This window comes from Candidatus Thiodiazotropha sp. LNASS1 (genome assembly GCF_964212655.1).
Lineage (GTDB): Bacteria > Pseudomonadota > Gammaproteobacteria > Chromatiales > Chromatiaceae > Thiodiazotropha.
Window position 1 is genome coordinate 3,159,901 of the sequence record NZ_OZ156465.1, and the last position, 26,919, is coordinate 3,186,819.

Sequence of the window (26,919 nt, forward strand, 5' to 3'; positions counted from 1 at the left end):
CGTGGTGCGTTTTACTTTTTCGCCCCAACGCTTGAGTATGCGGAGTGCTGATTTCAAGAGGGAAAGCGATGTGGTGATGAAATCCCTTCAAGTGGCCGACTCCGTTCAATTCGTTTTATTATACACCTTCACGGTTCTCGACCCGAATAGCCTTACAACCCGATTCATTCCGAACATTAATATTTCTCGTATCGTGATTATCTATCTCCATGGACTCAACAGTGCCGGCAGTTCCGGCAAGGCGGCGGTGTTGAGCGCATCGCTTCCCGGCATACAGGTCATCAGTCCGACCTATCCTGCCCATACTGCGGCGAAAGCTGTCGAAACGCTCACTCAAACCCTGCGGCCTCTGATGGAGGATGAGAATAATGCTGACGAACCCTCGGTCATGGTGGGGAGCTCCATGGGAGGGTTCTACGGCGCCTGGCTGGCACAGAGGTTGAGACTCCAGCATCTAGTGATGATCAACCCGGCCCTACAGCCCTGGGAACTATTGCAGCAGGTGGTGGGTTGGCAGTACAACCAGGCCTTGGATGATCGTTACTATCTCTCTTCGGAAATGGTGGCCGATACACGGCAATATGCGGTGGAACCAAACCCCGAAGGGGTGCCGACAACCCTGCTGCTCGACAAGGGGGATGAACTGATCGATTACCGCATCGCCGAGGGGATCTATCAGGGGATCGGTGACATTCACTGTTTCGAGGGGGGGAGCCACACATTCGACCACATGGAGGAGGCGGTGGCGATCATCGCTGGGATTCATCGCTCGCTGGAAGAGATTAAGAAGTCCGCGAATGAACGCGAATAAATGCAAATGTTTTTATATACGTACCCACGCGGGAGCATGGGAACTAGGTTTAATGGTGCGGCAAGCCGCACCCTACATGACATTCGCGTTTATTTGCGGACTGGAATCAACCCTCTTCGACGGGTTCGCTGAATGAACAGTCCTTTTGCGGACAGACCTTCTCTGTCCCCTTACGCTTGGTGGTCTTGATGGTCAGCACCGGCCAGCCGCAGTTGGGGCAGGGCTCGGCGACCGGTTCATTCCAGACAGCGTAGTCGCAATCCGGGTAGGTGGAGCAGGAGTAGAAGATCTTGCCACGCCGTGATTTACGCTTGAAGAGGGTGCCTTTGTTGCACTTGGGACAGCTAACGCTAGTATCCTCCGGCTTCTCCAGCGGTTCAATATATCGGCATTTTGGATAGTTGGAACAGCCGATGAATTTGCCGTATCGGCCGCGCTTGATGACCAGTTCAGAGCTGCATTCAGGGCAGCTGCGTCCTTCCACAACCTCCGGCTCTTCCTTCTCGCTGGTGTCCGCGTTCAGGTCACGGGTGTAGTCGCAGGTAGGGTAGTTGGTGCAGCCGATGAAGCGGCCGTGCCGGCCCAGGCGAATGGAGAGCGGTGAGCCGCAGCTGGGACAGGCCTCATCCAGGGCTTCATGGGTGACATCGCTGCGTTTCACATTTTCCTGGGTGTGATCTATCTGCTCCTTGAACGGCCCCCAGAATTTGCTCAACAGCGGTATCCAATCCTCTTCGCCGCGGGAGACGGCATCGAGCTCATCCTCCAGATTGGCGGTGAAACCGTAGTCCACGTAGCGGGTAAAGTAATCGGTGAGGAATCTGTTTACCACACGGCCCACATCGGTGGGTTTGAAGCGCTTCTTCTCCAGTACCACATACTCCCGGTCCTGCAGGGTGGAGATGATGGAGGCATAGGTCGAGGGGCGGCCGATACCGTACTCCTCAAGGGCCTTCACCAGGCTCGCCTCGCTGTAGCGGGGTGGCGGCTCGGTAAAGTGCTGCTCGGGGCGGATCGCCTTCAGGGGTAGCGTCTCCCCCTCCTTCAGCGGCGGCAACAGTTTTTCATCGCTGTCGCTCTTGGCGCCGTCATCGAGCCCTTCCTGATAGACCGTGATGAAGCCGGGTTTGGCGATCACCGAACCATTGGCGCGGAAGACATTGCCCTCGCCGCACTGGAGATCGGCGGCCACCGTGTGGATGGTGGCGTGAATCATCTGACAGGCGACGGACCTTTTCCAGATCAGTTCATATAGCCTGGCCTGATCCTTGGTCATGTGACTTTTGATCTCTTCCGGTATCCGCATTACCGAGGTGGGCCGGACCGCTTCATGGGCCTCCTGGGCATTCTTGGACTTGGTCTTGAAGTGGCGCACCGAGGGGGGCAGTTGATCGCTGCCATAGCGCTTACTGATCAGCTCCCGGATCTCAGCCAGGGCTTCGTCCGCCAGGTGAACCGAGTCGGTACGCATGTAGGTGATCAGGCCGACAGTGCCCTGACCGACATCAACCCCCTCATAGAGCTGCTGCGCGGTGCGCATGGTGCGTTGCGTCGTGAAACCCAGCTTGCGGGCCGCCTCCTGTTGCAGGGTAGAGGTGGTAAAGGGTGGGGCGGGATTGCGTTTGCGCTGTTTCTTCTCGACCTTGTCCACCAGCAGGCCGCCGCTGCCTGCCTGCAACAGCTGTTTTTCAGCAGTCTTGGCGCTGAGTTCATCGGTAATGCTGAACTTCTCCAGCTTTTCACCCCGGTAATGGGTGAGGCGTGCGGAGAAACCCTGTTTCTCTTTTTCAGTATCCGCTTCTATGGTCCAGAACTCTTCCGCCTTGAAGGCCTCGATCTCATGCTCCCTTTCCACGATCATGCGCAGGGCCGGGCTCTGTACACGGCCTGCCGAGAGGCCTCTGCGAACCTTTTTCCATAACAGGGGCGAGAGGTTGAAACCCACCAGGTAGTCAAGCGCCCTGCGCGCCTGCTGAGCATCGACCAGCTCATGGGAAAGCTCACGGGGGTTGGATATGGCGTCATTCACCGCTTTTTTGGTGATTTCGTTGAACACGACCCGGTAGACCGGCTTGTCCTTGAGTTTGCCGCGCTGCTTGAGCAGCTCGGAAAGGTGCCAGGAGATTGCCTCGCCTTCACGGTCGGGGTCGGTCGCCAGGTAGAGGGCTTCAGATTTTTTCAGTGCCTTTGTGATGGCTTGGACATGGCGATCGTTACGCTCGATCACCTGGTATTTCATGGCAAAACCCTTGTCGGGATCGACCGCGCCCTCTTTGGGTATAAGGTCCCTCACATGGCCGTAGGAGGCCATTACCTCGAAGTTTCCACCGAGGTACTTTTTGATGGTTTTTGCCTTTGCCGGCGATTCAACAATAACCAGATTCATCTCTGTTTGGGTCGTTTCAAGGGAAAAACGCGGGACAGTGAACCGTCCCACGCAAAAGAAATCAAGTGTTTTATGTCAGCAGTGATTAATGCAGGAACATAGGGACTTCGTTATAGACCATGTCCTCCATGCGCGCGAAGGCTGCTTCCTGTCCAGGCTGATTCATCAATACCAGTAGAATAATCCATTTCAACTCCTCTTCCGTGATGATGGCGGTATCGAGGGCCAGGGCCCGGTCGATAACGAGCTCACGGGCATTTACCGTCAGTATGTCGTTCTGCTCCAGAAACAGCAGCAAACCACGGGAATCCACATCCAGCCGGGCGGTCTCCTCTGCCGTGAAGACCCTCAGGGAGTGAGATTGGTTGGTATCACCATGCTGAGACTGATCGTTGTTGGCGAGTTCATCCAGCCAATCGAAGGCCTTGTCGATCTCGCTTGCGGGGAAGCCGGCTTGAATCAATTCGTCACGAAGTTCGTGTTGATCCGATGGTGGGGCCTGTTCACCATCCATATAGTTCTCATAGAGGTAGATCAGAATGTCGACCACGTTTTCGTTCATATGCTCTCTCACCCGCTGTGGCGGGATGTCAGTCTGTCTGTGCGGCAGTAGTAGCCGCCGGGAGCCGATGATACATGACCTTCAAGCTCGAGCAACAGCAGCATGGACGAAACTGCCTCCGCGGTCAAACCCGTACGGGTGATTAATTCATCAACCGACACCGGATCATAGCCCAGCGCCTGCACCAGGCGCTGGTAGTCGGCATCCCGTTGCATGATATCAGAACCCTCTGCAGGTGTTTCGGCATCTGTCGGGTTTTCGAGCGTTGCGAACAGAGCGCCCAGTTCCTCGACGATATCCTGGGCAGATTCCACCAGCTTGGCGCCCTGTCTGATCAGGGCATGGCAGCCACGGGCCTGGGGATTGTGAATGGAGCCCGGAATGGCAAATACCTCTCGCCCCTGTTCCGATGAGAGTCTTGCGGTAATCAGTGAACCGCTCTGCAGTGTGGCCTCGACAACCAGGGTGCCGAGCGCCAGGCCGCTGATGATCCGGTTTCGTCGCGGGAAGTTTTCCGCTCTTGCCTGGGTGCCGGGTGGAAACTCGGTGATCAGGAGTGACTGATCGGCAATCTGATGAGCGAGACGCTTATGGCTGCCGGGATAAATCCGGTCCGCACCCGTTCCCATCACTGCAATGGTTGAGCCGCCCTTGAGTGCGCCGCTGTGAGCTGCGCCGTCGATTCCCTGAGCCAGGCCGCTTGTGATACAGAAGCCTGTAGCAGCCAGGCTTCGGGCGAACTCGTGGGCATTCTCGAGTCCGGTGGCGGTTGGATTGCGACTGCCGACGACAGCCAGTTGAGGCATGTGCAGCAGCTGTTTGTCACCGATCAGAAAGAGCAAGGGGGGCGGTGCGTCGATCTGTCGCAGCAGGGTTGGATAGTCCTTGTCGTTGAGGGTGAGGAGTTGATGATTCGGCTCCGCCAGCCACTCCAGGGAGGCTTTTATCCGGCTGCGGTCTTGTGCCAGCAGGGCATCGATGGCCGGATTCGGTATGCCAAGCTCGGCAAGTTCAGTACGCGTGGCGCTCAGGATGGATTGCGGTTCGCCGAAGTGGTTCAGCAGACGCTGAAAATAGCGACTGCCGATACCGGAGGCGAGGCCGACGAGCAGCCAGGCCTCCGGGTCTTGTGAAGAGGTGCCGGTTGTACCATCCATGCTACGCGGCTTGTTCGGATCGATTTATTAAGAGCCCGGTGTGCGTACCCAGTCCAATACATGCAGAGGTTTTGTGGCATCCATGACCAGCGCGAAACTGACCTTCTCGAAGGTGCGAAAGACCATCAGATGGCCGGCCTCTTCCAGCGGCAGCGTGACCTTTTCACCACGGCCTTTGACGATGTCACGGATAGCTTCGCCACCCTGCAGTATGCGCAGCACATGGCCGGCCTCCAGACCCACGTTGGCGCCCTTGTTCAGCACCACCACGTTGTATTGCCCGATCTGGGTTACGCCGTTGAGCACCGAGATGATGCGCCCTTCAATGGGACTCTCAGGCACCCTGGGTTGAAAGTCGATCAGCGGCTCGTCCTCCTGCTCCTTGATCAGGCGGTCGCCGATGATCGCTTCCATGTCGGAAGAGGTAAGCAGCAGCTTGGCGGGATCGCCCGTTCTTTTCAGTTCGGAAGTGCCGACATAGAGGGCTTCATAGCCGAGAACCTCGCCCGTATCAGGATCTTTATAGGGCTTTTCCGGTCTAACCACCGCGTATTGGATGGGCCGCTCCTCCATGATGCTGCGTGCGTAATAGCTGATGCCCGCGCCGCCCACAATATGGTCATCCAGAAAATGGACGATATAGGGCGCCTTTTCCAGCTCATTCTCGTCGACCACATAGGGGCGGGTCAGGAATGGGGCGATGGCATCGATGGGGATGGTCGGAATCGCCTGATCCAGCGGGGTGGCACGGACTCTTGGCGACAGACTGTTTTTGCGGCTCAGTTGGAGTACCGGTCGACCATCGCGATAGGTTAGAACAATTTCGTCACCGGGATAGATCAGATGCGGGTTTGCAATTTGCGGATTGACATACCAGACCTCCGGCCACAGCCAGGGATCCCGTAGAAACATCGATGAGATGTCCCACAGTGTATCGCCCTTGACCACGGTGTAGCGTTCCGGGTGTGAGGGATTAAGTGCGACATGCTCGGCCGCAAGTGCGGAAAAGGAGAGCAGCAGGCCGCTGATGACTCCGATGAGTTTGTTGTTAAGATATGACATAACTATTCCCTTGGGTACGAAGCGGAAAACCTAGCGATCAACTGCGGATATTCTCCCGTGTGTTGTGTTCTATACTCGATGACGATTTTTCGTGAAAAACAGTCTGTGACACTACACTAGTTTCCAGTATGATCATAATGTTAGCGCAATTTCTTGCATTTGTACTATAGATTTTGGAAAAACAGATGGCGATTCTAGACATACTCCACTTTCCCGATCCACGACTGCGCAACAAGGCCAAACCTGTGGCTCAGGTTGACGACTCTATACGTCGGCTGATTGACGATATGCTTGAGACAATGTATCAGGCCCCGGGGATCGGGCTTGCCGCGACCCAGGTCAACGTCGCCAAACGGGTGGTCGTTATCGACCTGTCCGAAGAGAAAAATCAGCCCCTTTGCCTGGTCAATCCGGAGATTATCGAGAAGGATGGCGAAGAGCAGATGGAAGAGGGTTGTCTCTCGGTCCCCGGCATCTACGAAATGGTGAAACGGGCCAACCTGATCCGGGTACGGGCCCTCGGTCGTGACGGTGCCGCCTTCGAAATGGAGGCCGAGGGATTGTTGGCGGTCTGCATACAGCATGAACTGGATCACCTGGAAGGTAAATTGTTTGTGGACTATCTCTCCAGCCTCAAACGTCAGCGGATCCGTAAGAAGCTGGAAAAGGAGAGTCGGCAGCAGGATATCCCCGGCGCAAAAGCCCACCAGGTTATCTGAACACGCTCTGGAGTCCCATCTTGATCCAATATTCATCCGTCCATTCGGGTTTGTCTGAGACACCGGTCCCAAACCTATCAAATCCAACCCGATATTTTGACCAAAGCAGGTCAACCGCTCATGTCTGAGCCACTGAAAATCGTGTTTGCCGGCACGCCGGCGTTTGCCGCCACCGCGCTTGAAGCCCTGCTGACCACGCATCACCAGGTGGTGGCCGTCTATACCCAACCGGATCGACCCGCCGGCAGGGGCAGGAAAGTGCAACTCAGTCCGGTTAAGGAGATGGCCCTGGCAAAGGGTATAGAGGTCAGGCAGCCACAAACATTGAAGGATGAAAACGCACAGTATGAGCTGGCCGGCCTGAACGCGGATTTGATGGTGGTGGTGGCCTATGGATTGTTACTGCCGCAGGCTGTTTTGGATCTCCCCAGGCTGGGTTGTATCAACATACACGCATCCCTGTTGCCGCGCTGGCGGGGAGCCGCGCCGATCCAGCGGGCGCTGTTGGCCGGCGACAAGGAGAGCGGCGTCACCATCATGCAGATGGAGGCCGGCCTCGACACCGGACCGATGCTGTATGCCCTGAAGACGCCGATTCATGACGATGATACCGGTGGTACCCTGCATGACCGCTTGGCGCTGTTGGGCGCGCAGGCGCTGGTGACCAGTCTGCCCGACCTGGCCGATGGCCGACTGCAAGCCGAAATCCAGGATGAACGTCTGGCCAACTATGCCGGTAAACTGGAAAAACAGGAGGGATTGATCGACTGGTCGCGACCCGCTGCAGAGATTGACCGCAAGGTGCGGGCCTTTAATCCGTGGCCCGTGGCCCAATGCCGCTACGACGACAGGGTAATGCGGATCTGGCAGGCGCAGCCATTGAAAGAGGGGTGTGCCGCCAAGCCGGGGGAAGTATTGCGCAGTGGGAAACCCGGCATCGACGTTGCCACCGGCGATGGGGTTTTGCGAATCACCCAATTGCAGATGCCGGGAAAACGTGCCATGTCCGCCGCCGATTTTCTCAATGCCCACTCGATGGATGGCGTGGTATTGGGGTGATGCCGGCAGGCACGGGGACAATGAAATCCGGAGACCCGCGCCTGGTTTCTGCCTTTGTGATTCAGAAAGTGCTGGCGGGGCGTTCCCTATCGGAACTGTTGCCGCAATATCTGGATCAGCTTGAGGACAGTCGTGACAGGGGATTGGTTCAGGCGATCTGTTTCGGGGTGATGCGCAGCTATCTCAAGCTGCATTTTATACAACGCCAATTAATGGCGAAGCCGTTGAAATCGAAGGACCGGGACATCGAAGCCCTGATTTTGATCGGACTTTATCAGCTCCTCTATCTCCGGGTTGGCGACCATGCCGCTGTACATGAAACAGCCGGTGCGGCGAACAAGCTCCGTAAGCGTTGGGCGGTAGGCCTGATTAATGGCGTGCTGCGCAATTTCCAGCGTCAGCGGGAGGGCTTGATCGAAGCCCTTGAGGGTGAGCCGGAGGCACGCTATGCCATGCCGGGCTGGTTGCTGCATGCGCTGCAGACCCAATGGCCTGAGAGCTGGCGGCTACGTGTAGAGGCGCTCAATTCTCATCCGCCCATGAGTCTCAGGGTCAACCAGCAAATCAGCTCCCGCGATGACTATCTCGATCTGTTGCGGAAGAACGGTATCGATGCCGAGCCCATACCCCGGACCGAGAGCGGCATCAACCTGACCAGGGCCATGGATGTGGAGAGCCTGCCCGGCTTTGCCCGGGGTTGTGTCTCGGTACAGGATGGCGCCGCCCAGCTGGCGGCCGGCCTGTTGGATTTACAGCCCGGACAACATGTGCTGGATGCCTGCGCCGCCCCTGGCGGTAAAAGCTGTCATATTCTGGAGATGGAGCCGGAAATCGAATTGACGGCTTTGGACAGCGACGCCGAGCGTCTGCGGCGGGTCAGTGAAAATCTGTCGCGCATCGGACGCCGGGCGACTCTCCAGCAGGGGGATGCCGCCGACCCCGGTGGATCCTGGGCCAGTCAGTGTTATGATCGAATTCTGTTGGATCTGCCCTGCTCGGCAACGGGTGTCATCCGCCGCCATCCGGATATCAAGTATCTGCGCAGGGAGACGGATATCATCAATCTGGTGAAACTTCAGAACAAGATTCTGGACACAGTATGGCGGTTGTTGAAACCGGGTGGTGTGATGCTCTATGCAACCTGTTCAATCCTGCCCCAGGAGAATGAAATGCAGCTGCAGCAATTTCTCAGCCGGCAGGCCGACGCGAAGGAGGATGTGATGGATGCGCCCTGGGGAGAGGCCAGATACGTGGGGCGCCAGATCGCTCCCGGTGAAGGCGGTCTGGACGGTTTTTATTACGCACGTCTGATAAAAAGAGCCACATGAAGAGAGGATCCTACTGGCTGTTGCCGATTTTGCTGATGTTGCCGCTGACGCAGGCGACGGCCTTCACCATCAAGGATGTTCAGATCATACAAGCCGACAACGTCTACCAGTTGAATGCCCGAATCGACTATCAATTAAGTGAACAGGCCCACGAAGCGCTGAATAACGGTGTGCCGCTGACCTTGAAAGTGCAACTTCTCGTGGAGAAGGTATGGCGTGGATTCTGGGAACCGAGCCCATTCACGACCACCTTGAGTTTTCAGATTCGCTACCATGCCCTGACTGAGCTCTATCGAATCGTTGACGGACAGACAGGAGATGAACAGAATTTCGTCACCCAGGATGCGGCGCTGCACGCATTGGGTGAGATCACCAATCTACCCATGGTCAGCCCGGTAAAACTGGCGCCCGGAGAGGCTTATCAGCTACGTTTGCGCGCCGACCTCGACATTGAATCCCTGCCCCTGCCTCTACAGCCGTTGGCCTACCTTGGCAGGGGTTGGAAACTGACGACAGGATGGTCCCAATGGCCCCTTCAACCCTGAGCCGTTTACGTCTGGGAGGGCTCTCCGTCGGCCTGTTGCTGATACTGCTGCTGGTAAGCCTGCACCTGATGAGCAGCGCGGTGCAGAACTCCGCCGACTTGAGCCGCTACTTTGTCCCGCTGCTGATATTCAACCTGGCGGGCATGTTCGTTCTGTTCGTACTGATCACCTACAACTCGATACGCCTGATACGCCAATATCTGAGGCACAGCGCAGGTTCCCGGCTGACCCTGCGCATGGTGTTGATCTTTACCTTGATCTCCCTGCTTCCGGTGGGTGTGGTCTATTACTACTCGTTCAGTTTTCTACAAGGAGGTATCGACAGCTGGTTTGACGTGCAGATCGACCAGGCCATGCAGGATGCGCGGGATCTGGCCCAGGCTTCGTTGTCCCTCAATCAAAGGGTCTGGCTGAAATATACGGAACAGCAATTGCTCAGTATCGCGGACACCTCTGAATCGGCGCTTTCGCTGACTATTGCGAAACTGCGTCAGCAATCGGGTGCGCTGGAGCTCTCGCTCAGCGATCCTGCCGGGCAGATCATTGCCTACTCCAATGCCGTGGCGGATGAGCTGGTGCCGGCCAAACCGGATGATTACATCATGCAGCGGCTGCGCGAGGGCAACAGCTATGTAGGATTGGCGAGGGAGAAGGATGAGTTGATGATTCGGGTCGCGGTGGCGGACCCGCTCGGGCGCCCCTTTATTATTCAGGGGCTCTATCCCGCATCGGAAAGAGTGAGCGCTTTGTCGGAGAAGCTGGAAGTGGCCTATAACCGCTACAAAGAGCTTTCGTTCTTGCGTCAATCACTGAAACGCAACTTCTCTTTGACCCTGTTTCTGGTGTTGATGTTCGCAATGTTGTCAGCGGTCTGGGCCGCTTTCTTCTCGGCCAGGCGCATGGTGGCACCGATAGCGAACATCGCGGCCGGCACCAAGTCGGTTGCCGAGGGGGATTACGATCGGCGTCTGCCCGTCCCAAGGCGGGCGGATGAGCTTGCCTTCCTGGTTGCCTCATTCAATACCATGACCCGCCGCATCCGTCAGGCCAGGGATCAGGCCGCCGAGAGCCAGCGTGAAGTGGAGGGACAGCGCGCCTACCTTGAAACCGTCCTGGCCCGGCTCTCGTCCGGAGTGCTGACCTTTGATGCACAACGTAAATTGCGCACGGCCAATCCGGCCGCTGAAAAGATCCTGAGCATTAATTTGGATAGGATGATCGATCTGCCGGTTCAGGCCTTGGCCCTTGAGTCACCCATTCTGAGACAGTTCGCCGAAGGTTTGGAGGTTCCATTACGCCAGATCGACAAAGAGTGGCGCGGCGAATTGACCCTGTTTGGTGGTGAGGGGCGTAAGGTCTTGATCTGCAGGGCCACGCCTTTCGCCCAGCCCAACGGACGCAAAGGTCATATCGTTTTGTTCGATGACGTAACGGCTCTGATTCGTGCTCAGCGGGATGCTGCCTGGGGTGAAGTGGCGCGGCGTCTGGCCCACGAGATAAAAAATCCGTTGACGCCTATTCAACTTTCGGCAGAGCGTTTGCGCCATAAATATCTCAAGGATATGCCGAAGAAAGATGCCGAGGTGCTCGATCGCGCGACCCATACCATCGTACAGCAAGTAGAAGCTATGAAGAGCATGGTTAACGACTTTTCCGAGTATGCCCGTCCACCGCAAATGGAGCTAAAGCCGATCAAGCCGGATACCCTGATCGGGGAGATTGTGGACCTCTATCGGGGTACTCATGGGGTGGGGTTTGAAATTGACCTGTCGGCCACTAACGCCAGGATAGAGGCAGATCCCTTGCGTATACGTCAAGTTGTACACAATCTTGTCAAAAACGCTGTCGAGGCGTTGGAGGGCAAGAAGCGGGGTAAGGTCTCCCTTGTCTCCAAGGTTCAGAGTAGGGATGACCACCCATACTATGAATTGCGCGTGCAGGATAACGGTCCGGGCTTTGCTGAGGCGATGATTCAAGAGCTCTTCGAACCCTATGTCACAACCAAACCGAAGGGAACCGGATTGGGTTTGGCAATCGTAAAGAAGATTGTTGAGGAACATGGCGGTATCATCTGGGCAGAAAACTGTGATAAAGGGGCCTGTATGGTGGTGCAACTGCCGATGCTGCTGGATTTGGCTCGAGAGAGTGCAACAGAGGAGAGTGAAGTATGAGTCGCGCCTATATCCTGGTTGTGGATGATGAGCCTGACATCCGCAACCTGGTAAAAGAGATTCTACAGGATGAATCCTACGAGGTTGCGATGGCTGAGGATGGGAAATCGGCCCGCCAGGCGCTGCGGGATCGTCGCCCGGAACTGATTCTGCTCGATATCTGGATGCCAGATGTGGATGGCATCACCCTGTTGAAAGAGTGGGGTGAGAATGAGGGACTGCCCTGTCCGGTGATCATGATGTCGGGTCATGGCACGGTGGAGACCGCCGTCGAAGCCACTCGATTGGGAGCCTATGATTTTCTGGAGAAGCCACTCTCTTTGGCTAAGTTGTTATTGACGGTCAATCGCGCCTTGGAGGCGGAACAGCTCAAGCAGGAGAATGTTGGGCTGAAACGCCATATACATGCCGTGCATGAACCGACCGGTAGAAGCCCGGTGATGCAACGTCTGCGTGAGCAGGTAAAAAGAATCGCCCAACACGACACCTGGGTGCTGGTGACCGGAGAACCTGGCAGTGGCCGCGAAACCCTGGCGCGCTATCTCCACTCGCAGAGCGTTCGCAGCGACCGACCCTTTGTGGAGGTCAATGTCAGCTCGATTGTGAAGGGGAATGCCGCACAAGAGTTGTTTGGTAGTGAAAGTGACGGACGTATCCACTACGGACGACTTGAGCAGGCCGTGGGAGGGACCCTGTTCCTGGATGAAGTGGCCGATATGGATCTGGAGGCTCAATCACAATTGGTGGGTGCGCTGGATACCGGTCGTTTCCTGCGGGTTGGCGGCACTGATCCGGTGAGTATCGATGTCAGGATCATTGCTGCTACACAACATAATCTGGAAGAGGCGGTGCAAGAGGGGACATTTCGTGAGGATCTCTTCTATCATCTCAATGTGGTGCCCCTGCATGTGCCGCCATTGCGCGAACATGCGGAGGATGTCCCCGAGCTGCTCAACTTCTATGTGGACTGGTATGTGAACCATGAAAAGCTGCCCTATCGGCACTTTAACGTGGGAGCGCAAAATACCCTGCGCAACCATCCTTGGCACGGCAATGTGCGGGAATTGAAAAATTTGGTGCAGCGGTTACTGATCCTGGGCGCCGGCAACGAGATTTCCCAGGAGGAGGTGGAAGCGGCGCTGGGAGCGCCCGATGTCGGGACTTCCCTGGGTGGGCTGGAATCCCTGGTCACCTTCGATCAACCCCTGCGACAGGCCAGAGAGGAGTTCGAAAAGGTCTACCTGGAGTATCAGTTGCGTCAGCACGAAGGCAATATCTCGCGCATGGCGAAAGAGGTGGGGATGGAGCGGACCCATCTCTACCGTAAATTGAAATCCCTGGAGATCGAGTTTAAGGACAAGCGCTGATTAGAGTCCGCAAATGAACGCGAATAAACGCAAATGTTGTTTAGGGTGTGGTTTGCGGCACCAATCCAACAGGATACATCCTGAAAAATTGATGCTTACCAAATGGAGCGGCAGGCTGCACACTACAGGCTAGAGTAGCGAAGAAAGAGTAGGGTTCCCACGCGGGAGCGTGGGAACGTATATGGACGAAATTATTTACATTTAGTCGTGTTCATTCGCCGACTTTTCTCACCATGCCAGGCGTATATCCCAGTCGTATTGACGTTCGGGCGGCAGTACCGGAGCGCTATCCGAATCGACCGCCTCATAGACATTTACCGCCGGCGTGACATTGGCGTCGCGACCGTGAATGAAGTCCTGATCACGTACTATCGTCATGTAGGCCTTGTTCAGGGTCAGTGCACGTTGCGGGCTTGGGGTGATCAGTTCATAGACATCCGCGGCCAGGACCTTCTCTTCATTGACAGTGTTGTCCTCGTTGAACCACTTCTCGATGATCTCCTCGTTTTCACGGAACTCATTGCCGCCGCCGACAACCTTCAGGTAGTTGAGAATCTCACCCTCCGTCTCGCCGGCACTGGGTGAGTCCACCATGCCCCGCAGGTTGATGTAACCCCAACCGGCCGTACCGGTCACCTTGCGGGGAAAGGCGAAGGTCTGATCGATGGTGCTGCCGATGGTGGTGTGACAGCCCATGCAGAAGGTGGTCTCCTCTTCGCTTTGCTTGCGCAAATGGCCGTCGGCGGCTTCGATGAAACCCAGCACCAGCCAGCCGAAACCGTTATCCAATCCGTTGTCGCCCCGGGAGACGAAATTCGGCAGGTTGCCATCGATTTTTTCCTGCTTCTCGTTGCCATACATCGAAAGCAGCTCCGGTGGCGTATAGAAGGTATGCTTGAGCATATAGCGTACCTCTTTCATGCGGGCGGGAATGGTAATCGACATATCTTCGTCCAGCCCGATATAGCGCACCGTATGCAGGAACTCCACCCCTTCGGGGTAGAGCATTGGCGTGACGCTGACATCCGATGCGTTGCCGACATAGGCATCAGGCCGGATGATCTCGTTGATGATCCCAAGTTGACCATCCCCGTTTAGATCTGTACAGAAGCTGTTTTCGTCCACCGATGGCAGACTGACCTGTTCCAGGTCCTGTATCGTCGCTTCCAGAATCGCCAGATTGGCGGTGTAGGTATCCCGGGAGTAACCGCTGCCGTTGCAACGTTGTTCGCGAAAGGCTGCGGGAAGGCGGACCATGACGTCGTCGGTTGAACCGTTGGTCGGCCAGAAGGTACTGGGCAGGGGTTTATAGTTGAAGGCCACCCAGTGGCTGCCATCGAGTGCGAAGCCCTGTTCATCAAAGGCGTCGGCACCAAGATGCAGGTCTTGAATGACGGGTATCGGTCCCTCCCAGGACTCGCGCTGCAACTGTTCAATCAGGGTCGAATAGTTGTCGGTATAGATATAGTCGATGACCTCCTGATCGCTGATCCGGGAGACCGCCTCGAACCGGTCTTCGAACAGGTTCTGCCAATGATTGCTCACCCCGATCTCCGAGAATGAGTATTCCGCCTGTAATGCCTTGTCATTCATGTAATTCGGGCGGCTGCCGAATGTGTAGGTCTGGTGGCAGGTCAAACAGGGATTGTAAGTGGCTTCATGCTTGGTGTAGCACTGGGGAGGGACTATCGCCTCCAGGTTGTAGACCAGGCCGGTCTCCTCGGGTCTCAGGTTTCCGGCAACTGATTTTTCATAACTGGTTGGAAAAGTGAGTGCCTGATTTTGTGAGTCAGAGTCACTGCCTGAACCGCCACATGCGGTTGCGAGTACAAAGACGATTGGAGAAATGATTGATACAGCACGTTTCATAGATAACCTCCTAAACCAGAAAGGGGGGTGGCATAGGCCACCCCCCCATTCCCTGATTCGACTAACCTGGGCGGCTTTTAGATCGCAGGATCATCGAACACCCAGACCACGTTATTCTCGTGGTTGCCGGTGTCCTCACCGATGAGCACGCGCCCATCGTCCAGGATCAGCAGGTTGTCAGGATTGGAGATGTTATTGACGTTACACTCGTTGACCGAACGGTCAGCGTAGTAGGGTCCGCCAACAATCGCCGGAACCATGGTCTTCACATCAACCTCGCCCTGAGCGTTGCGCATCAGCTGCATGCGGTAGACAACACCGCACTTACCATTGTCGCCGTTCAGCTGAATGGTGCCTACGTCGTCGCTCATGGTCTTGTCGAAGCTGGACATGGCCATGTACATGTAGGCCTGTTCGCCGTCGGCAGCGCCGCCGTTCCACCAGGTTGATGCCAGGCCGTAGTTGATGTTCACGCCTTCCATCTTGCGGAATTCACCGGTAGCGCCCAGGGCGATTGCCGCTTTGCGGCTCTCCAGGTAAGCTACGCGATCGTCGCTGAATGGATTGGAGTCCACAGTGGCGTCTTCGTCACAGGTCAGATCGGTGCTGGTCTTGGACTCGGCCCAGTCGCAGACTTGCTCGTCGGTGATGTAGTTGGCGTCTGCGAAGGTGCCGTCGTAGGAGGCGATTGCCGCTTCTATATCGATTTCACTCATGCTGGCGAGTTCGATCCATTCGATACCCAGTGCGGCCTCTGCGGGATCGTCAACGCCTGCAGCCTGTGTGATTTGCGCGGCATACAGGGTTCCCGCACTCATATCACCGGCAACATCAGCAACGAACTTGAAGAAGACAACACCGGTACCGTCGTCACTCAAGAAGACGGTTCTCTGGTCAGGCATGACAACCGAGTTCTCATGCGAGTAACGGCCCATGGTCTCCAGTTTATTGGCCGTGACATTGGCAACGACTGTATCGGCTGCATTGCCGAGCTCAACAATGTAGCCGTAGCGATAGGGATTCGGCCAGTCGCCGCTGCCGTCGGTGGGATAACCGAAATAGGTCGCCAGAGACTGGGGATTGTCGAAGTACTCATAATCCGGATTGAACCAATCGGCAGTGTCATCGAAGTAGAGTTCTTCTGATGAGAGTGGGGTGTTCCAGGGGCTAACAGTACCGAAGCAGTTAACCCAGGTGCCGCCGACGCTGGAGAAATCGATCATGCCTTCCTGAATGACGGTGGTGTACCCGGTGTCGGCCAGCCCGCCTACCTGGATACGGCTCATGCTGCCTGGACGGTCTTCCCAGTTGCTGTAGACAAGGAAACCACCGTTCCCGTCAGAGATTACGCCATTGAAATCAGGATCGTTGGAACTCTTGATCAGGGTGGTTCCGTCCAGGGCGATGATGTCGCCCATGGCGCTGCCGTCATTCAGTGCGTCGCCCTGCTGAGACAGTACCTGGTAAGAACCGACTGCGGTCATGACCACTTCTTTCTCAGCAGTGGTGACTGGCAGGTCGAGTGCGCCGAAGTTTTCAGGCAGGGTAGAGAAGTCTTGGCCGACGATGACACCCACGGTGCCTTTATCGAATAGTTTGCCGGCAATGTCTGCCGTTGTGTTACTGCTGCTGGGGTGCTGGACATTCAGGAACAGGGTATTGTCGCTGTTCAGGTACATACCGGTGAATTCAGCGCCAAGCGGGGCAGTCGCAAGTCGCTTCAAACCTACGGGGATGAAATTCGTGATACCGTCAGTGCCGTCTACACCGGATTGACCGTCGACACCGTCTTCGCCGTCATCACCGTCGCATCCGGTTAACAGCAGAGTTGAAGACAATATTGCTGCCGCGATAGAAGCTGGCAGGGCTAGATGACGAAATGATTTCTTTTGCAACATAGAATATGCTCCCCGTATAGGCGTAATACTTGTAGGCCGGCAGCATTCTAGGTGGCAACTGTTGCCAAACGGTGTCATACCTATGGCGCTTATATGAATGCTATATTTCAAACAGATATAATGGTGATCGCTAGAACCTATTGGCTTACTGTTAGCAGGACCTAGCACAAGCTGATATTAGGTCTTAAACAACTACACCCGATGAAACAATGAAAATAATTATTCTCGGTGCCGGTCAGGTGGGTCGTTCGGTAGCCAATGCATTGGTCAGCGAAGCGAACGATATCACCGTGGTCGATCAGGATGAGCAGCTGTTGATGGACCTGCAGAACCGGCTCGATCTCGGTACGGTCAGGGGTCATGCGGGCCATCCGGATGTGCTGCGCAGGGCGGGTGCCGAGGATGCGGATATGATTCTGGCGGTCACCAACAGCGACGAGACCAATATGGTCGCCTGCCAGGTTGCCTACACCCTGTTCCATACCCCGACCAAGATCGCCCGGGTGCGGGCACAGGGTTATCTCGATTATCCCCGCCTGTTCGAACAGAGCGCGGTGCCGGTCGATGTGTTGATCAGCCCGGAGCAGTTGGTAACCGACTACATTCTCAAACTGATCGAATATCCGGGGGCCCTGCAGGTGCTCGATTTTGCGGATGGCAGGGTCAGGTTGGTGGCGGTAAAGGCCTACCATGACGGTCCTCTGGTGGGGAATGCCCTCAGCGCGCTGTATGAGCACATGCCGAATGTAGATGCACGGGTCGCCGCCATCTACCGCGAGGGTGAGGTGATAATCCCCAGAGGGGACACCGTGATAGAGGTTAAAGACGAAGTGTTCTTTATCGCCGCGGCGGAGAACATCCGTTCAGTGATGAGTGAGCTGCGCAAGATGGAGAAGCCCTATCGGCGGCTGCTGCTTGCGGGTGGTGGGAATATCGGCAGGCGTTTGGCCTCATCCCTGGAACAGAAATATCGGGTCAAACTCATCGAAAACGATAAAGTGCGGGCAAGAGAGATTGCCGAACGACTCGAATTGACCATCGTCTTGCATGGTGATGCGGCGGATGAGAATCTGCTGTTGGAGGAGAATATCGAGAATACGGATGTGTTCTGCGCCGTGACCAATGACGATGAAGACAATATTCTCTCCGCCATGCTAGCCAAACGTCTGGGCGCCGCAAGGGTGATGGCGCTGATCAATCGTCCCTCATACGTCGACCTGGTGCAGAGTGAAACCATCGATATCGCCATCTCGCCACAGCAAGCCACCATCGGTACCTTGCTGACCCATGTACGGCGCGGTGATGTGGTGCAGGTGCACTCGCTTCGGCGCGGCGCCGCTGAAGCGATCGAGGCGGTGGCCCATGGAGACAGAAGTTCGTCGAAGGTGGTCGGACGTGCCATCGAAGAGATTAAACTGCCCAGTGGCACCACCATTGGGGCAGTCGTGCGGGGAGATGAGGTACTGATCGCCCATCACGATACCATGATCGAGAGTGACGACCACGTCATCTTGTTCCTGGTGGACAAACGAAAAATCCGCGATGTGGAAAAACTCTTCCAGGTCGGTGTGACCTTCCTGTAATCCAGGAAATCGAATATGCATCTTTTTGTGGTTCAACGAATTCTGGGTGTGTTGCTGATGGTTTTCAGTCTCAGCATGCTTCCACCCCTTGGGATTTCGATGATGACCGGTGACGGCGCCCTGGTCGGCTTTACAGATGCATTTATCCTTACCCTGGGGCTCGGATTGGCATTCTGGGCTCCGGTACGCAACCGTCGCCAGGATTTGCGGGTGCGCGACGGTTTTCTCGTGGTCGTGATGTTCTGGGGCGTGTTGGGGCTGACCGGTTCCCTTCCTTTCCTGTTTGCGGAAAACCATGACATGACGGTTACCGATGCGGTGTTCGAGTCGATATCGGGCCTCACCACTACCGGCGCCACGGTCATCGTCGGGATCGATGAGTTGCCGGTCTCGATTCTCTACTATCGCCAGCAACTGCAGTGGCTGGGCGGAATGGGGATCATCGTACTGGCGGTGGCGGTACTGCCGATGTTGGGGGTCGGCGGCATGCAGCTCTACCGCGCGGAGACCCCGGGGCCGGTGAAAGACAACAAGCTGACGCCGCGTATCACGGAGACTGCCAAGGCGCTCTGGTATATCTATCTGGGTCTGACCCTCAGCTGTATGCTGGCCTATTGGTTGGGGGGCATGAAGCCCTTTGACGCCATGGGACACGCCTTTTCAACCGTTGCCATCGGTGGTTTTTCCACCCATGACGAGAGCATCGGCTATTACGACAGCACCCTGATCGAGATGATCGCCGTTATTTTCATGCTACTCTCCGGTGCCAACTTCGCCCTACATTTCCTGGCCGTGCGCAGAAGATCGCTTCGCACCTATTTCGAGGATCCTGAATTTCGTGGCTATATCACCACCCTGGCGATAGTGATCATCATCGTATCCGCCGCGCTCTATTTGATGGGGGTCTACGGGAACTGGGGAGAATCGATCGCACGCGGATTGTTTCAGGCAGTGTCGATCGGGACCACAACCGGGTTCACCACGGCCGACTATTCCCTGTGGCCGGGATTCATATCCATTCTGCTGCTTTTCTCCAGTTTCGTCGGTGGTTGCGCCGGTTCCACCGGTGGCGGTATCAAGGTGATACGTTTTATGTTGTTGATCAAACAGGGTGTGCGAGAGATCAATCGTCTGATCCACCCCAATGCAGAGATTCCGATCCGTATCGGCGCCAAAACCATTCCATGGCGGATTGTGGATGCGGTGTGGGGATTCTTCGCCCTCTATGTGGCCAGCTTCGGCATTATGTATCTGGCCCTGGCATCCACCGGGCTCGATCTGATGACCTCATTCTCCGCGGTGGCGGCCAGTATCAACAACCTGGGACCCGGCCTGGCCGATGTGGGTGCGCACTATGCCAACCTCAACGATCCCGCCAAGTGGATACTCTGTTTCGCCATGCTGCTTGGGCGATTGGAGATCTTTACACTGCTGGTATTGCTGACCCCGGCCTTCTGGCGCAAGTAACCGAATCATCTCTGACTAAAATCTATACAGTGTGGCAATACTCCACCCTAGATTGCTTTCACTGGCTTGGCCGGTGGTTTCAAACAATTGGTTCAGAGTCGGTCTGTGGTCCGGGCGTGATAGGTTGAATCCGGATCTAAAAAAAACCCGCTGCATGAACAGCGGGTTATGGTGGGGTGGTTATGAATCTACCTGGCTGTAGGGAGTTTTTTCATTCGACGACGGAAAAATCCCGCACCCAATAAGCCCAATCCCAGCAACGACAGTGTTGTCGGTTCGGGAACGGAGCTGGTGGGGAATCCAACATGGGCCCTCGACGCTATTGTCAGCGAATAGTCACCATAATAGTTATTGCTGTTATACCCGGACAAGGCCTCACTAAAGGAAAGATAGTAATCAGAAACGGCCAAGATATAACTGCCCGCATTCAATACCGTGCCGATGAAGGAGTTAAGACCCGGTCCACCGTCATCGTTTCGTGTGATGTAGTCTGAGCTGTCGAGATAGCCGTCACTTTCAAATAGATAGACATAGGTGTCGAAGTGCCATGAATTTACGGAAATGCCTGTCCATCCAGGGGCATTCTGGTCAAACAGCGTGTAGGCTACTGACCCTTCTCCATTAGCGGTAATCGATCCTGTCGTATGGATGATATTCGCTGATGTGGCTAAGGGCAGTAGAAGCAAGCATCCTACTAATAGATTGATTGATTTATGCATAGTATTCCAATCCTCGTAAGCTGGTCGTTATGAAAGCCGTGGTCACGCTAGCTTCATCAGCCAAATGAGCATGTTCCATGCCAGCATTGAAAAATATGCATTAAATTCGGGATTTATTGGATTGCGTTCAAAAAGAACACTGGGATTTTGGCGTGATGTGTAAGAATATCCGACATGATTTTCATCAGATATGACCTGGTACGCCCACAACTATCCTAAGCTACCCATGGCTCCGACCAGAATGCCATAGCGTAAAGCCTTGCCGAGCCCAATCAGAAGCGTGGCCGGCACCAGTCTGACACCGCTCCATCCGGCCGCCAAACAGAGCGGATCACCGATCACCGGCAACCAGGAGAACAGCAGTATGGGTGTGCCGTAGCGTTTTACCCGTTGCAATGCCTGTCGTTGCTTCTCATCTTTCAGCCCGCGATCCGGAAAACGACGTGCCAGCCACCAGCCGATAAGCCAACTGCTGAGTCCTCCAAGGGTGTTGCCAAGGGTGGCCACGCTCCACAACAGGGTTGCCTGTGCCGGATTTTGTTGCAGTTCCCACAGCAACATAGCCTCGGAACCCCCGGGCAGGAGGGTTGAGGCAAGCAGGCTGGTGATAAAGAGTCCGACAGGACCACCCGAGAGACTCAGGTTTGACGAAAGATCCAGCATCGGTGGGCCGGGTGGCGTTTGAAATCGTCGGGCAGGGTCTGACGGGTGATCTCCTCACAACCGGGTAGTGATTCCAGGTCGTGATCGATCTTGAAACGGCGCTTGTTGGTTGAGAAGTAGAGCTCTCCGTTTGGTGTAAGCAGTTCCAGGCAGGCGTCGATCAGACGTCGATGATCCCGTTGCACATCGAGGATCTCCAGCATCTTCTTGGAGTTGGAGAAACTGGGCGGGTCGAGGACGATGAGGCCGAACAGCCGTCGCTCACGCACGGCCCTTTCAAGATAGGCGAAGACGTCGGACCGTTCCAATTGATGGTCATCACCGGTGAAACCGTTAAGGGCCAGGTTGCGCCTGGTCCAGGCCTGATAGGTATTGGAGAGATCGACACTGGTGGTGGCCAGGGCGCCGCCCGCCGCGGCGAATACCGAGAAGCTGCCGGTATAGGCGAACAGGTTGAGCATGCGCCGGCCCTCGGCACGCCGGCGTATCATTTCTCGGGTCACTCGGTGGTCGAGAAAGAGTCCGGTATCGAGATAGCTATGCAGATCGACCTCGAATTTCAGTCCACCCTCACTGACCATCAGGCGGTGGCCTGGCTGGCCGGTTTTTTCGTACTGGGCAAGCCCCCTTTGCCGCTGACGAGTCTTGAATGCCAGGGCCTGGCTTGGGATCTGCAAAGACTCGCGAATCGTCTCGCCTATGGCCTGTTCTTCCGCATCAGTCAGTGGTTCCCGGCCTTTGCGGGCAAAGATCTGGGCATGGACTTCACCTTCATACCAGTCAATGGCCAGAGGAAAATCAGGAATGTCCCGGTCATAGAGGCGGTAGCAACTGATGCCGCGGCGGCGTGCCCACTTGCTCCAGTGGCGTTGGTTCTTGCGCAATCGGTTGCCGAAGTCGCCAAGTTTCATCAGTGAGGAATACGCCAGGCCGCCAGGGCGAGGGCGAACCATCCGATGATGAAGGCCGTACCGCCGAAAGGTGTGATCAAGCCCAGGCTGCGCACACCGCTGAGCGCCAGGATATAGAGACTGCCGGAGAAGAGCAGGATGCCGGCCAGAAACAGCCAGCCGGCGATGCTCAGGGCGCGCCCCGGGTAGTGCATGGCGAAGAGTCCTACACCGAACAGGGCCAGGGTATGCAGACCCTGATAGTGAACGGCCTTCTGCCACCATATCATGTGGTCGGGCGGCAGGCGGGCCTCCAGAGTGTGGGCGCCGAATGCGCCAAGTATCACCAGCAGCATACCGCTGACTGCGGCGAGAATCAGGAAGGTGCGCGCCGTCAACTTTTATTCCCCTCGAGTTGCCTGAGCTCCTCGAGAATACCCAGGACTATGGCTTCGGTTTTGCTGTCCAAACGTTTGCAGAGCAGATCAGGATCGCGCTCGCCATTGATCAAAGGGCGGATCACAGCAGCCAGCCGGGCCATGGGGCCATCAACCTTACTCATCTGATCCGCCATCTCGGCGATGATCTGCAATGCCTGGGCATTACCGCTGCCGGCGGCGTGGATCATGGAGGCTAGACCGGGTGCAGCCATTGCCGGGTCGGGTTTTACATTCGGATCAGGCAGGGTGGAGGGGTCTTGCAAACCAAGCAGGATCGCCTCGATGATCACCTGATCCTCCTCGTCCAGACTATTCAACAGCTCTATATCCCGGCGGCCCTGGTCGAAGATCTTACGGATTGCCGCTACAAGCTCGGTCCAGCCATTCTCTATCGCTAAAGCCATGAGTTGCTCGAACTCATCTTTATCATCAGGGTTGGATCCGGTTGTGACGACCTGATTGATAAAGGCGGCATGTACCGCCAGAATCTGCGCTCTCTTGTCCATCAGCTGTTTCCCCCGTTCAATAGCTCCAGTGATTCGTTTGCGATCTCCCTGACATCGGGATTGTCGTCGTCGAGCATTCCGCGCAACGGCTCTATGGCATCACTGGAACGAGTCAGGCCCAGGTAGTGAGCGGCATCGGCACGCAAGGCGGCATCCGGTGATTGTGTCAGTTTCAGCAGGTCGGTTAAGGTTGACTGCCAGAGGGGTGTTCCCTGTAGATCCTCTGCAACAACGCCGATGCCGATACGCGCCACGATGGGAGTGGTGGGGGATCGCAACAGACCCAACAGCTCCGGCATCGCATCGGGATTACGCTGCAACCAGGTGACCGCGGCATGGGCGCGCTGGGTTTCGAACAGGTGGATGAGATAGCTTGCCTTTCCTTCATCCCGATCTGTCATATCGATCCATCGCTCGAGTTCACCGAGTGACAGGACCCCCTCCAACTCGAAGCAGCCGATACGGGTCCAGGGGACGGTCCGTGTACCGAAACTCTGTGCGATCACCGGGTGTTGAATGATATTGACTGCTTCCAGACGGCCGATTCTGCCCTGTTTCAGCAGTTGGCTCAGATTTTGTAAAACCACGGGACAGTGAGCACAGCCGGGGGCCATCAGCAATAGGGCGTCTGGGGCATCTCTCTCGCTCATGTGCACGCTCGAAAATCGGCCACTTTAACCTAAAAGGAGGGTTCTGCAAGTTTTTGACAACTTTAAAAATGGTTAATTAAAACCTGAAAATCCCTGGAATACCCAATCTATGCATATCTCCCTTGGGATAGTCGCCGCTACTCCGCAGTCGTTTCATATTCGGTCAATAAAAAGACCTTATTCAGTATATTGGCATTTTCTTTTTGATAAATAGGGGCTTACCAAACCAAGTAAAACAGTATGTTTTACAAGGGGCTAGGATAATAAGCGGATTTTATACGCCCTCATTAAAAAACTGTTTGGCTAAAGGGGTTGTAAGGCATTAATGTTTGTCGCCCCGAGTCCAGCTTGCGCGCATGCGTGCGATGGAATGCCCGGCTGTGCGGCCTGGCTGAATCGGGTGTGAAACTAGGTTCGGACGCCATCGGGCACGGGCCAGGAGAGATACTAAAGACTGACGCCGGGAATTGTCCGGGTGTGCTTGTAAAAGCTGCGGCATCTCACGGCGTCTGAATCACTGCAGTGAAACCCTTAGGAGATAAACACCATGCCTACATTTGTGCGTACTGAGAAGTGCGATGGCTGTAAAGGCCAGGACAGGACAGCTTGCATGTACATCTGTCCTCATGACCTGATGAAGCTGGATAAAGACGGCTCGGAAACAGGCCATGCCATGAAGTCGTTCAACCAAGAGCCTGAGCAGTGCTGGGAGTGCTACTCCTGCATCAAGATCTGCCCTCAGCAGGCTATCGAAGCGCGTCCTTACGCTGATATCGTACCTCTGGGCGCCTCTGTACAGCCTCTGCGCGGTACCGATTCCATCATGTGGACCATCAAGTTCCGCAACGGTACCATGAAGCGCTTCAAGTTCCCGATCCGTACTACTCCTGAGGGTTCCATCGATCCCTATGGTGGTAAGCCTGCCGCTGATATAGCGAAGATCGGTGAGCCCGGTTTCTTCAATCACAACGAGCAGAACGGCTATCGTGCCGGCGACGCCAGTGAGCTGATCCGTAAATAAATCGGATTCAGACAGATTTTTAGAAACTAACGAAATTTGAGGAATTAAAAATGGCTGAATTCGGAAATCCGGAAGTCGTCCAAGAAGAGGTAGACATCCTGCTGATCGGCGGTGGTATGGCCTGTAGTGGTGCCGCCTATGAGATCGGTCCATGGGTTGAGGCTGCCGGTGGCGACATCAAAGTTAAGCTGGTCGACAAGGCCGCTATGGATCGCTCTGGTGCGGTTGCCCAGGGTCTGTCTGCGATCAACACCTACATCGGTTCTGAGCAGGATCCTGCCGACTACGCCCGTATGGTCTCCAATGACCTGATGGGTATCACCCGCGACGATCTGGCCTATGACCTGGGCCGTCACGTTGATGAGTCCGTTCATCTGTTCGAAGAGTGGGGCCTGCCCATTTGGAAAACTGACGAGAACGGTGAGCGACACGACGGCTCCAAAGGCATGACCTCACTGAAGGACGGCGGCAAACCCGTACGTTCCGGTAAGTGGCAGATTATGATCAACGGCGAATCCTACAAATGGATCGTCGCTGAAGCCGCGAAGAAAGCACTGGGCATGGACAACATCCAAGAGCGTATCTTCATCGTTAAGCTGGTTAACGACAAGAACGACAGCAACCGTATCGCCGGTGCCGTCGGTTTCTCTGTGCGTGAGCACAAGCTGTATGTCTTCAAGGCGAAAGCCATTCTGCTGGCTGCCGGTGGTTGTGTGAACATCTTCCGTCCCCGCTCTGTGGGTGAGGGTCAGGGCCGTGCCTGGTACCCCGTATGGAACGCTGGTTCCACCTACGCCATGGCTGCCGAGGCCGGCGCTGAGCTGACCATGATGGAAAACCGCTTCGTACCGACCCGTTTCAAAGACGGTTACGGTCCAGTCGGTGCCTGGTTCCTGCTCTTCAAATCCAAGGCCACCAACGCTTTTGGTGAAGTCTACATGGACCGCAACAAGGAGATGCTGGACGACTATCCTCCTTATGGTCAGGCTGCCGTTCCGGCATCTTGCCTGCGTAACCATCTGATGCTGAAAGAGATGAAAGAGGGTCGTGGTCCTATCTGGATGGATACCGTCACCGCGCTTGCCAACCTGCGTGAGACCCTGTCTCCTCGTGAGGTTAAGCATCTGGAAGCAGAAGCTTGGGAAGACTTCCTGGACATGTGTATCGGCCAGTGCGGTATCTGGGCGGGTGAAAACATCGAGCCTGAGAAGAAGAACTCTGAGCTGATGCCGACCGAACCCTACCTGCTGGGTTCTCACTCCGGTTGCTGCGGCATCTGGACCTCCGGTCCTGAAGATGTTGGCGCACCTACCGAGGAGACCGAGGCTGGCGTGCCCGAGCACCTGCCTCAGGGCTGGAACTGGGGCTACCGTGGTATGACCACCGTGTCCGGTCTGTTCACCGCCGGTGACGGCGTGGGCGCATCCGGCCACAAGTTCTCTTCCGGTTCTCACGCAGAAGGCCGTATGGCTGCCAAGGCGATGGTCAAGTACGTCATGGACAACAAGGACTACAGCCCTGAGCTGGACACCGATGTTGATTCCCTGATCGAAGAGATCTACCGTCCGGTCCGTAACTACCTTGAGCACAAGGACTACTCAACCGCAATCGATGTGAATCCCAATTACATCACACCGCGGATGCTGCAGTTCCGCCTGCAGAAGGTTATGGATGAGTACGTTGCCGGTGTTGCTACCTACTACACCACCAATGAGCACATGTTGGATCTGGCTGAGCAGAAGCTGGAAATGCTGAAGGAAGACGCTCTCAAGATGCGTGCGAAAGACCTCCACGAGCTGCTGCGTGCTTGGGAGAACTATCACCGCATCCTGACTGCTGAAGCTCACATGAAACACATTCAGTTCCGTCAAGAGTCTCGTTATCCCGGTTTCTACTACCGCATGGATAAGAACTTTGTCGACGAAGAGAACTGGAAGTGCTTCGTGAACTCCATCTACGACAAAGAGACCAAAACCTACAAGTGCTTCAAGCGTGCACATGTAGACATCGTAGATAAGGCTAAGTTGTTCAAGTAATTCTTGACTG

General features: G+C 55.7%; 23 protein-coding genes. 11 read left to right on the forward strand and 12 right to left on the reverse strand.

Features of this window, described 5'->3' with window-relative positions; genetic code table 11:
• The first annotated feature begins 76 nt into the window (after positions 1–76).
• Positions 77–811 (forward strand): YqiA/YcfP family alpha/beta fold hydrolase, encoded by a 735-nt coding sequence (locus AB8516_RS13870; protein ID WP_369161515.1) that lies wholly within the window; start codon positions 77–79, stop codon positions 809–811.
• A gap of 106 nt (positions 812–917) precedes the next feature.
• On the opposite strand, the gene topA is transcribed toward AB8516_RS13870, so the two are convergent.
• The 4 genes from topA to AB8516_RS13890 all read right to left on the reverse strand — a co-directional run bounded on the left by topA (position 918) and on the right by AB8516_RS13890 (position 5,978).
• A complete protein-coding gene (gene topA, locus AB8516_RS13875; RefSeq protein WP_369161517.1) occupies positions 918–3,197 on the reverse strand; it encodes a type I DNA topoisomerase in 2,280 nt (759 codons plus the stop codon).
• A gap of 85 nt (positions 3,198–3,282) precedes the next feature.
• Positions 3,283–3,759 (reverse strand): DUF494 family protein, encoded by a 477-nt coding sequence (locus AB8516_RS13880; protein ID WP_108289515.1) that lies wholly within the window; start codon positions 3,757–3,759, stop codon positions 3,283–3,285.
• Between the two features lie 8 nt (positions 3,760–3,767).
• Positions 3,768–4,916 (reverse strand): DNA-processing protein DprA, encoded by a 1,149-nt coding sequence (gene dprA, locus AB8516_RS13885; RefSeq protein WP_369161519.1) that lies wholly within the window; start codon positions 4,914–4,916, stop codon positions 3,768–3,770.
• Between the two features lie 27 nt (positions 4,917–4,943).
• A complete protein-coding gene (locus AB8516_RS13890) occupies positions 4,944–5,978 on the reverse strand; it encodes a LysM peptidoglycan-binding domain-containing protein (RefSeq protein ID WP_369161521.1) in 1,035 nt (344 codons plus the stop codon).
• 185 nt (positions 5,979–6,163) lie between these two features.
• Between AB8516_RS13890 and def the strand changes: the two genes are divergently transcribed.
• From def to AB8516_RS13920, 6 genes are all read left to right on the forward strand, one after another.
• Positions 6,164–6,697: a peptide deformylase gene (def, locus tag AB8516_RS13895; protein WP_369161523.1), complete on the forward strand. Its 534-nt coding sequence runs from the start codon at positions 6,164–6,166 to the stop codon at positions 6,695–6,697.
• Between the two features lie 120 nt (positions 6,698–6,817).
• A complete protein-coding gene (gene fmt, locus AB8516_RS13900) occupies positions 6,818–7,756 on the forward strand; it encodes a methionyl-tRNA formyltransferase (protein WP_369161525.1) in 939 nt (312 codons plus the stop codon).
• A gap of 20 nt (positions 7,757–7,776) precedes the next feature.
• Positions 7,777–9,084 (forward strand): 16S rRNA (cytosine(967)-C(5))-methyltransferase RsmB, encoded by a 1,308-nt coding sequence (rsmB, locus tag AB8516_RS13905; RefSeq protein WP_369161527.1) that lies wholly within the window; start codon positions 7,777–7,779, stop codon positions 9,082–9,084.
• Positions 9,081–9,629 (forward strand): DUF4390 domain-containing protein, encoded by a 549-nt coding sequence (locus AB8516_RS13910; RefSeq protein ID WP_369161529.1) that lies wholly within the window; start codon positions 9,081–9,083, stop codon positions 9,627–9,629. The genes rsmB and AB8516_RS13910 overlap by 4 nt, the downstream gene beginning before the upstream one ends.
• Positions 9,611–11,800 carry an ATP-binding protein gene (locus tag AB8516_RS13915; protein WP_108289508.1) on the forward strand — a complete coding sequence of 730 codons (2,190 nt, stop codon included), beginning with the start codon at positions 9,611–9,613 and terminating at the stop codon, positions 11,798–11,800. The genes AB8516_RS13910 and AB8516_RS13915 overlap by 19 nt, the downstream gene beginning before the upstream one ends.
• A complete protein-coding gene (locus AB8516_RS13920; RefSeq protein WP_369161531.1) occupies positions 11,797–13,167 on the forward strand; it encodes a sigma-54-dependent transcriptional regulator in 1,371 nt (456 codons plus the stop codon). Before AB8516_RS13915 ends, AB8516_RS13920 begins: the two co-directional genes overlap by 4 nt.
• 228 nt (positions 13,168–13,395) lie before the next feature.
• Here AB8516_RS13920 and AB8516_RS13925 read toward each other — a convergent pair whose 3' ends face one another.
• Complete coding sequence (locus AB8516_RS13925; protein ID WP_369161533.1) at positions 13,396–15,036, reverse strand: hypothetical protein; 1,641 nt, start codon at positions 15,034–15,036, stop codon at positions 13,396–13,398.
• 77 nt (positions 15,037–15,113) lie between these two features.
• Positions 15,114–16,934 carry an alkaline phosphatase PhoX gene (locus AB8516_RS13930; RefSeq protein ID WP_369161535.1) on the reverse strand — a complete coding sequence of 607 codons (1,821 nt, stop codon included), beginning with the start codon at positions 16,932–16,934 and terminating at the stop codon, positions 15,114–15,116.
• A gap of 209 nt (positions 16,935–17,143) precedes the next feature.
• On the opposite strand from AB8516_RS13930, the gene trkA reads away from it, so the two are divergent.
• Both trkA and AB8516_RS13940 read left to right on the forward strand, forming a co-directional pair.
• The gene (gene trkA / locus AB8516_RS13935) at positions 17,144–18,517 is read left to right on the forward strand and encodes a Trk system potassium transporter TrkA (RefSeq protein WP_369161537.1); all 1,374 of its coding nucleotides are present in this window, start codon (positions 17,144–17,146) and stop codon (positions 18,515–18,517) included.
• A gap of 15 nt (positions 18,518–18,532) precedes the next feature.
• Positions 18,533–19,984, forward strand: a complete 1,452-nt coding sequence (locus tag AB8516_RS13940) for a TrkH family potassium uptake protein (protein WP_369161539.1) — start codon at positions 18,533–18,535, stop codon at positions 19,982–19,984.
• A gap of 188 nt (positions 19,985–20,172) precedes the next feature.
• Here the strand turns inward: AB8516_RS13940 and AB8516_RS13945 are convergent, their stop codons facing one another.
• From AB8516_RS13945 to AB8516_RS13970, 6 genes are all read right to left on the reverse strand, one after another.
• Positions 20,173–20,703, reverse strand: coding sequence for a DVUA0089 family protein (locus AB8516_RS13945; protein ID WP_369161541.1), 531 nt, complete (start codon positions 20,701–20,703; stop codon positions 20,173–20,175).
• A 210-nt stretch (positions 20,704–20,913) separates the two neighbouring features.
• Positions 20,914–21,366: a YqaA family protein gene (locus tag AB8516_RS13950; RefSeq protein ID WP_369161545.1), complete on the reverse strand. Its 453-nt coding sequence runs from the start codon at positions 21,364–21,366 to the stop codon at positions 20,914–20,916.
• Positions 21,342–22,277, reverse strand: coding sequence for a class I SAM-dependent methyltransferase (locus AB8516_RS13955; protein WP_369161547.1), 936 nt, complete (start codon positions 22,275–22,277; stop codon positions 21,342–21,344). Before AB8516_RS13955 ends, AB8516_RS13950 begins: the two co-directional genes overlap by 25 nt.
• Entirely contained in the window at positions 22,277–22,654 is a 378-nt protein-coding gene (locus AB8516_RS13960) for a DUF423 domain-containing protein (RefSeq protein WP_369161549.1), read from the reverse strand. Before AB8516_RS13960 ends, AB8516_RS13955 begins: the two co-directional genes overlap by 1 nt.
• Entirely contained in the window at positions 22,651–23,202 is a 552-nt protein-coding gene (locus AB8516_RS13965; protein ID WP_369161551.1) for a hypothetical protein, read from the reverse strand. The genes AB8516_RS13960 and AB8516_RS13965 overlap by 4 nt, the downstream gene beginning before the upstream one ends.
• On the reverse strand, positions 23,202–23,852 hold the full coding sequence (locus AB8516_RS13970) for a HEAT repeat domain-containing protein (protein ID WP_369161553.1): 651 nt from the start codon (positions 23,850–23,852) through the stop codon (positions 23,202–23,204). The genes AB8516_RS13965 and AB8516_RS13970 overlap by 1 nt, the downstream gene beginning before the upstream one ends.
• A 547-nt stretch (positions 23,853–24,399) precedes the next feature.
• Here AB8516_RS13970 and aprB point away from each other — a divergent pair.
• Positions 24,400–24,873 (forward strand): adenylyl-sulfate reductase subunit beta, encoded by a 474-nt coding sequence (gene aprB, locus AB8516_RS13975; protein ID WP_069127608.1) that lies wholly within the window; start codon positions 24,400–24,402, stop codon positions 24,871–24,873.
• Positions 24,874–24,923: 50 nt separating this feature from the next.
• Positions 24,924–26,909, forward strand: coding sequence for an adenylyl-sulfate reductase subunit alpha (aprA, locus tag AB8516_RS13980; RefSeq protein WP_069127605.1), 1,986 nt, complete (start codon positions 24,924–24,926; stop codon positions 26,907–26,909).
• The last annotated feature ends 10 nt before the right edge of the window (positions 26,910–26,919 follow it).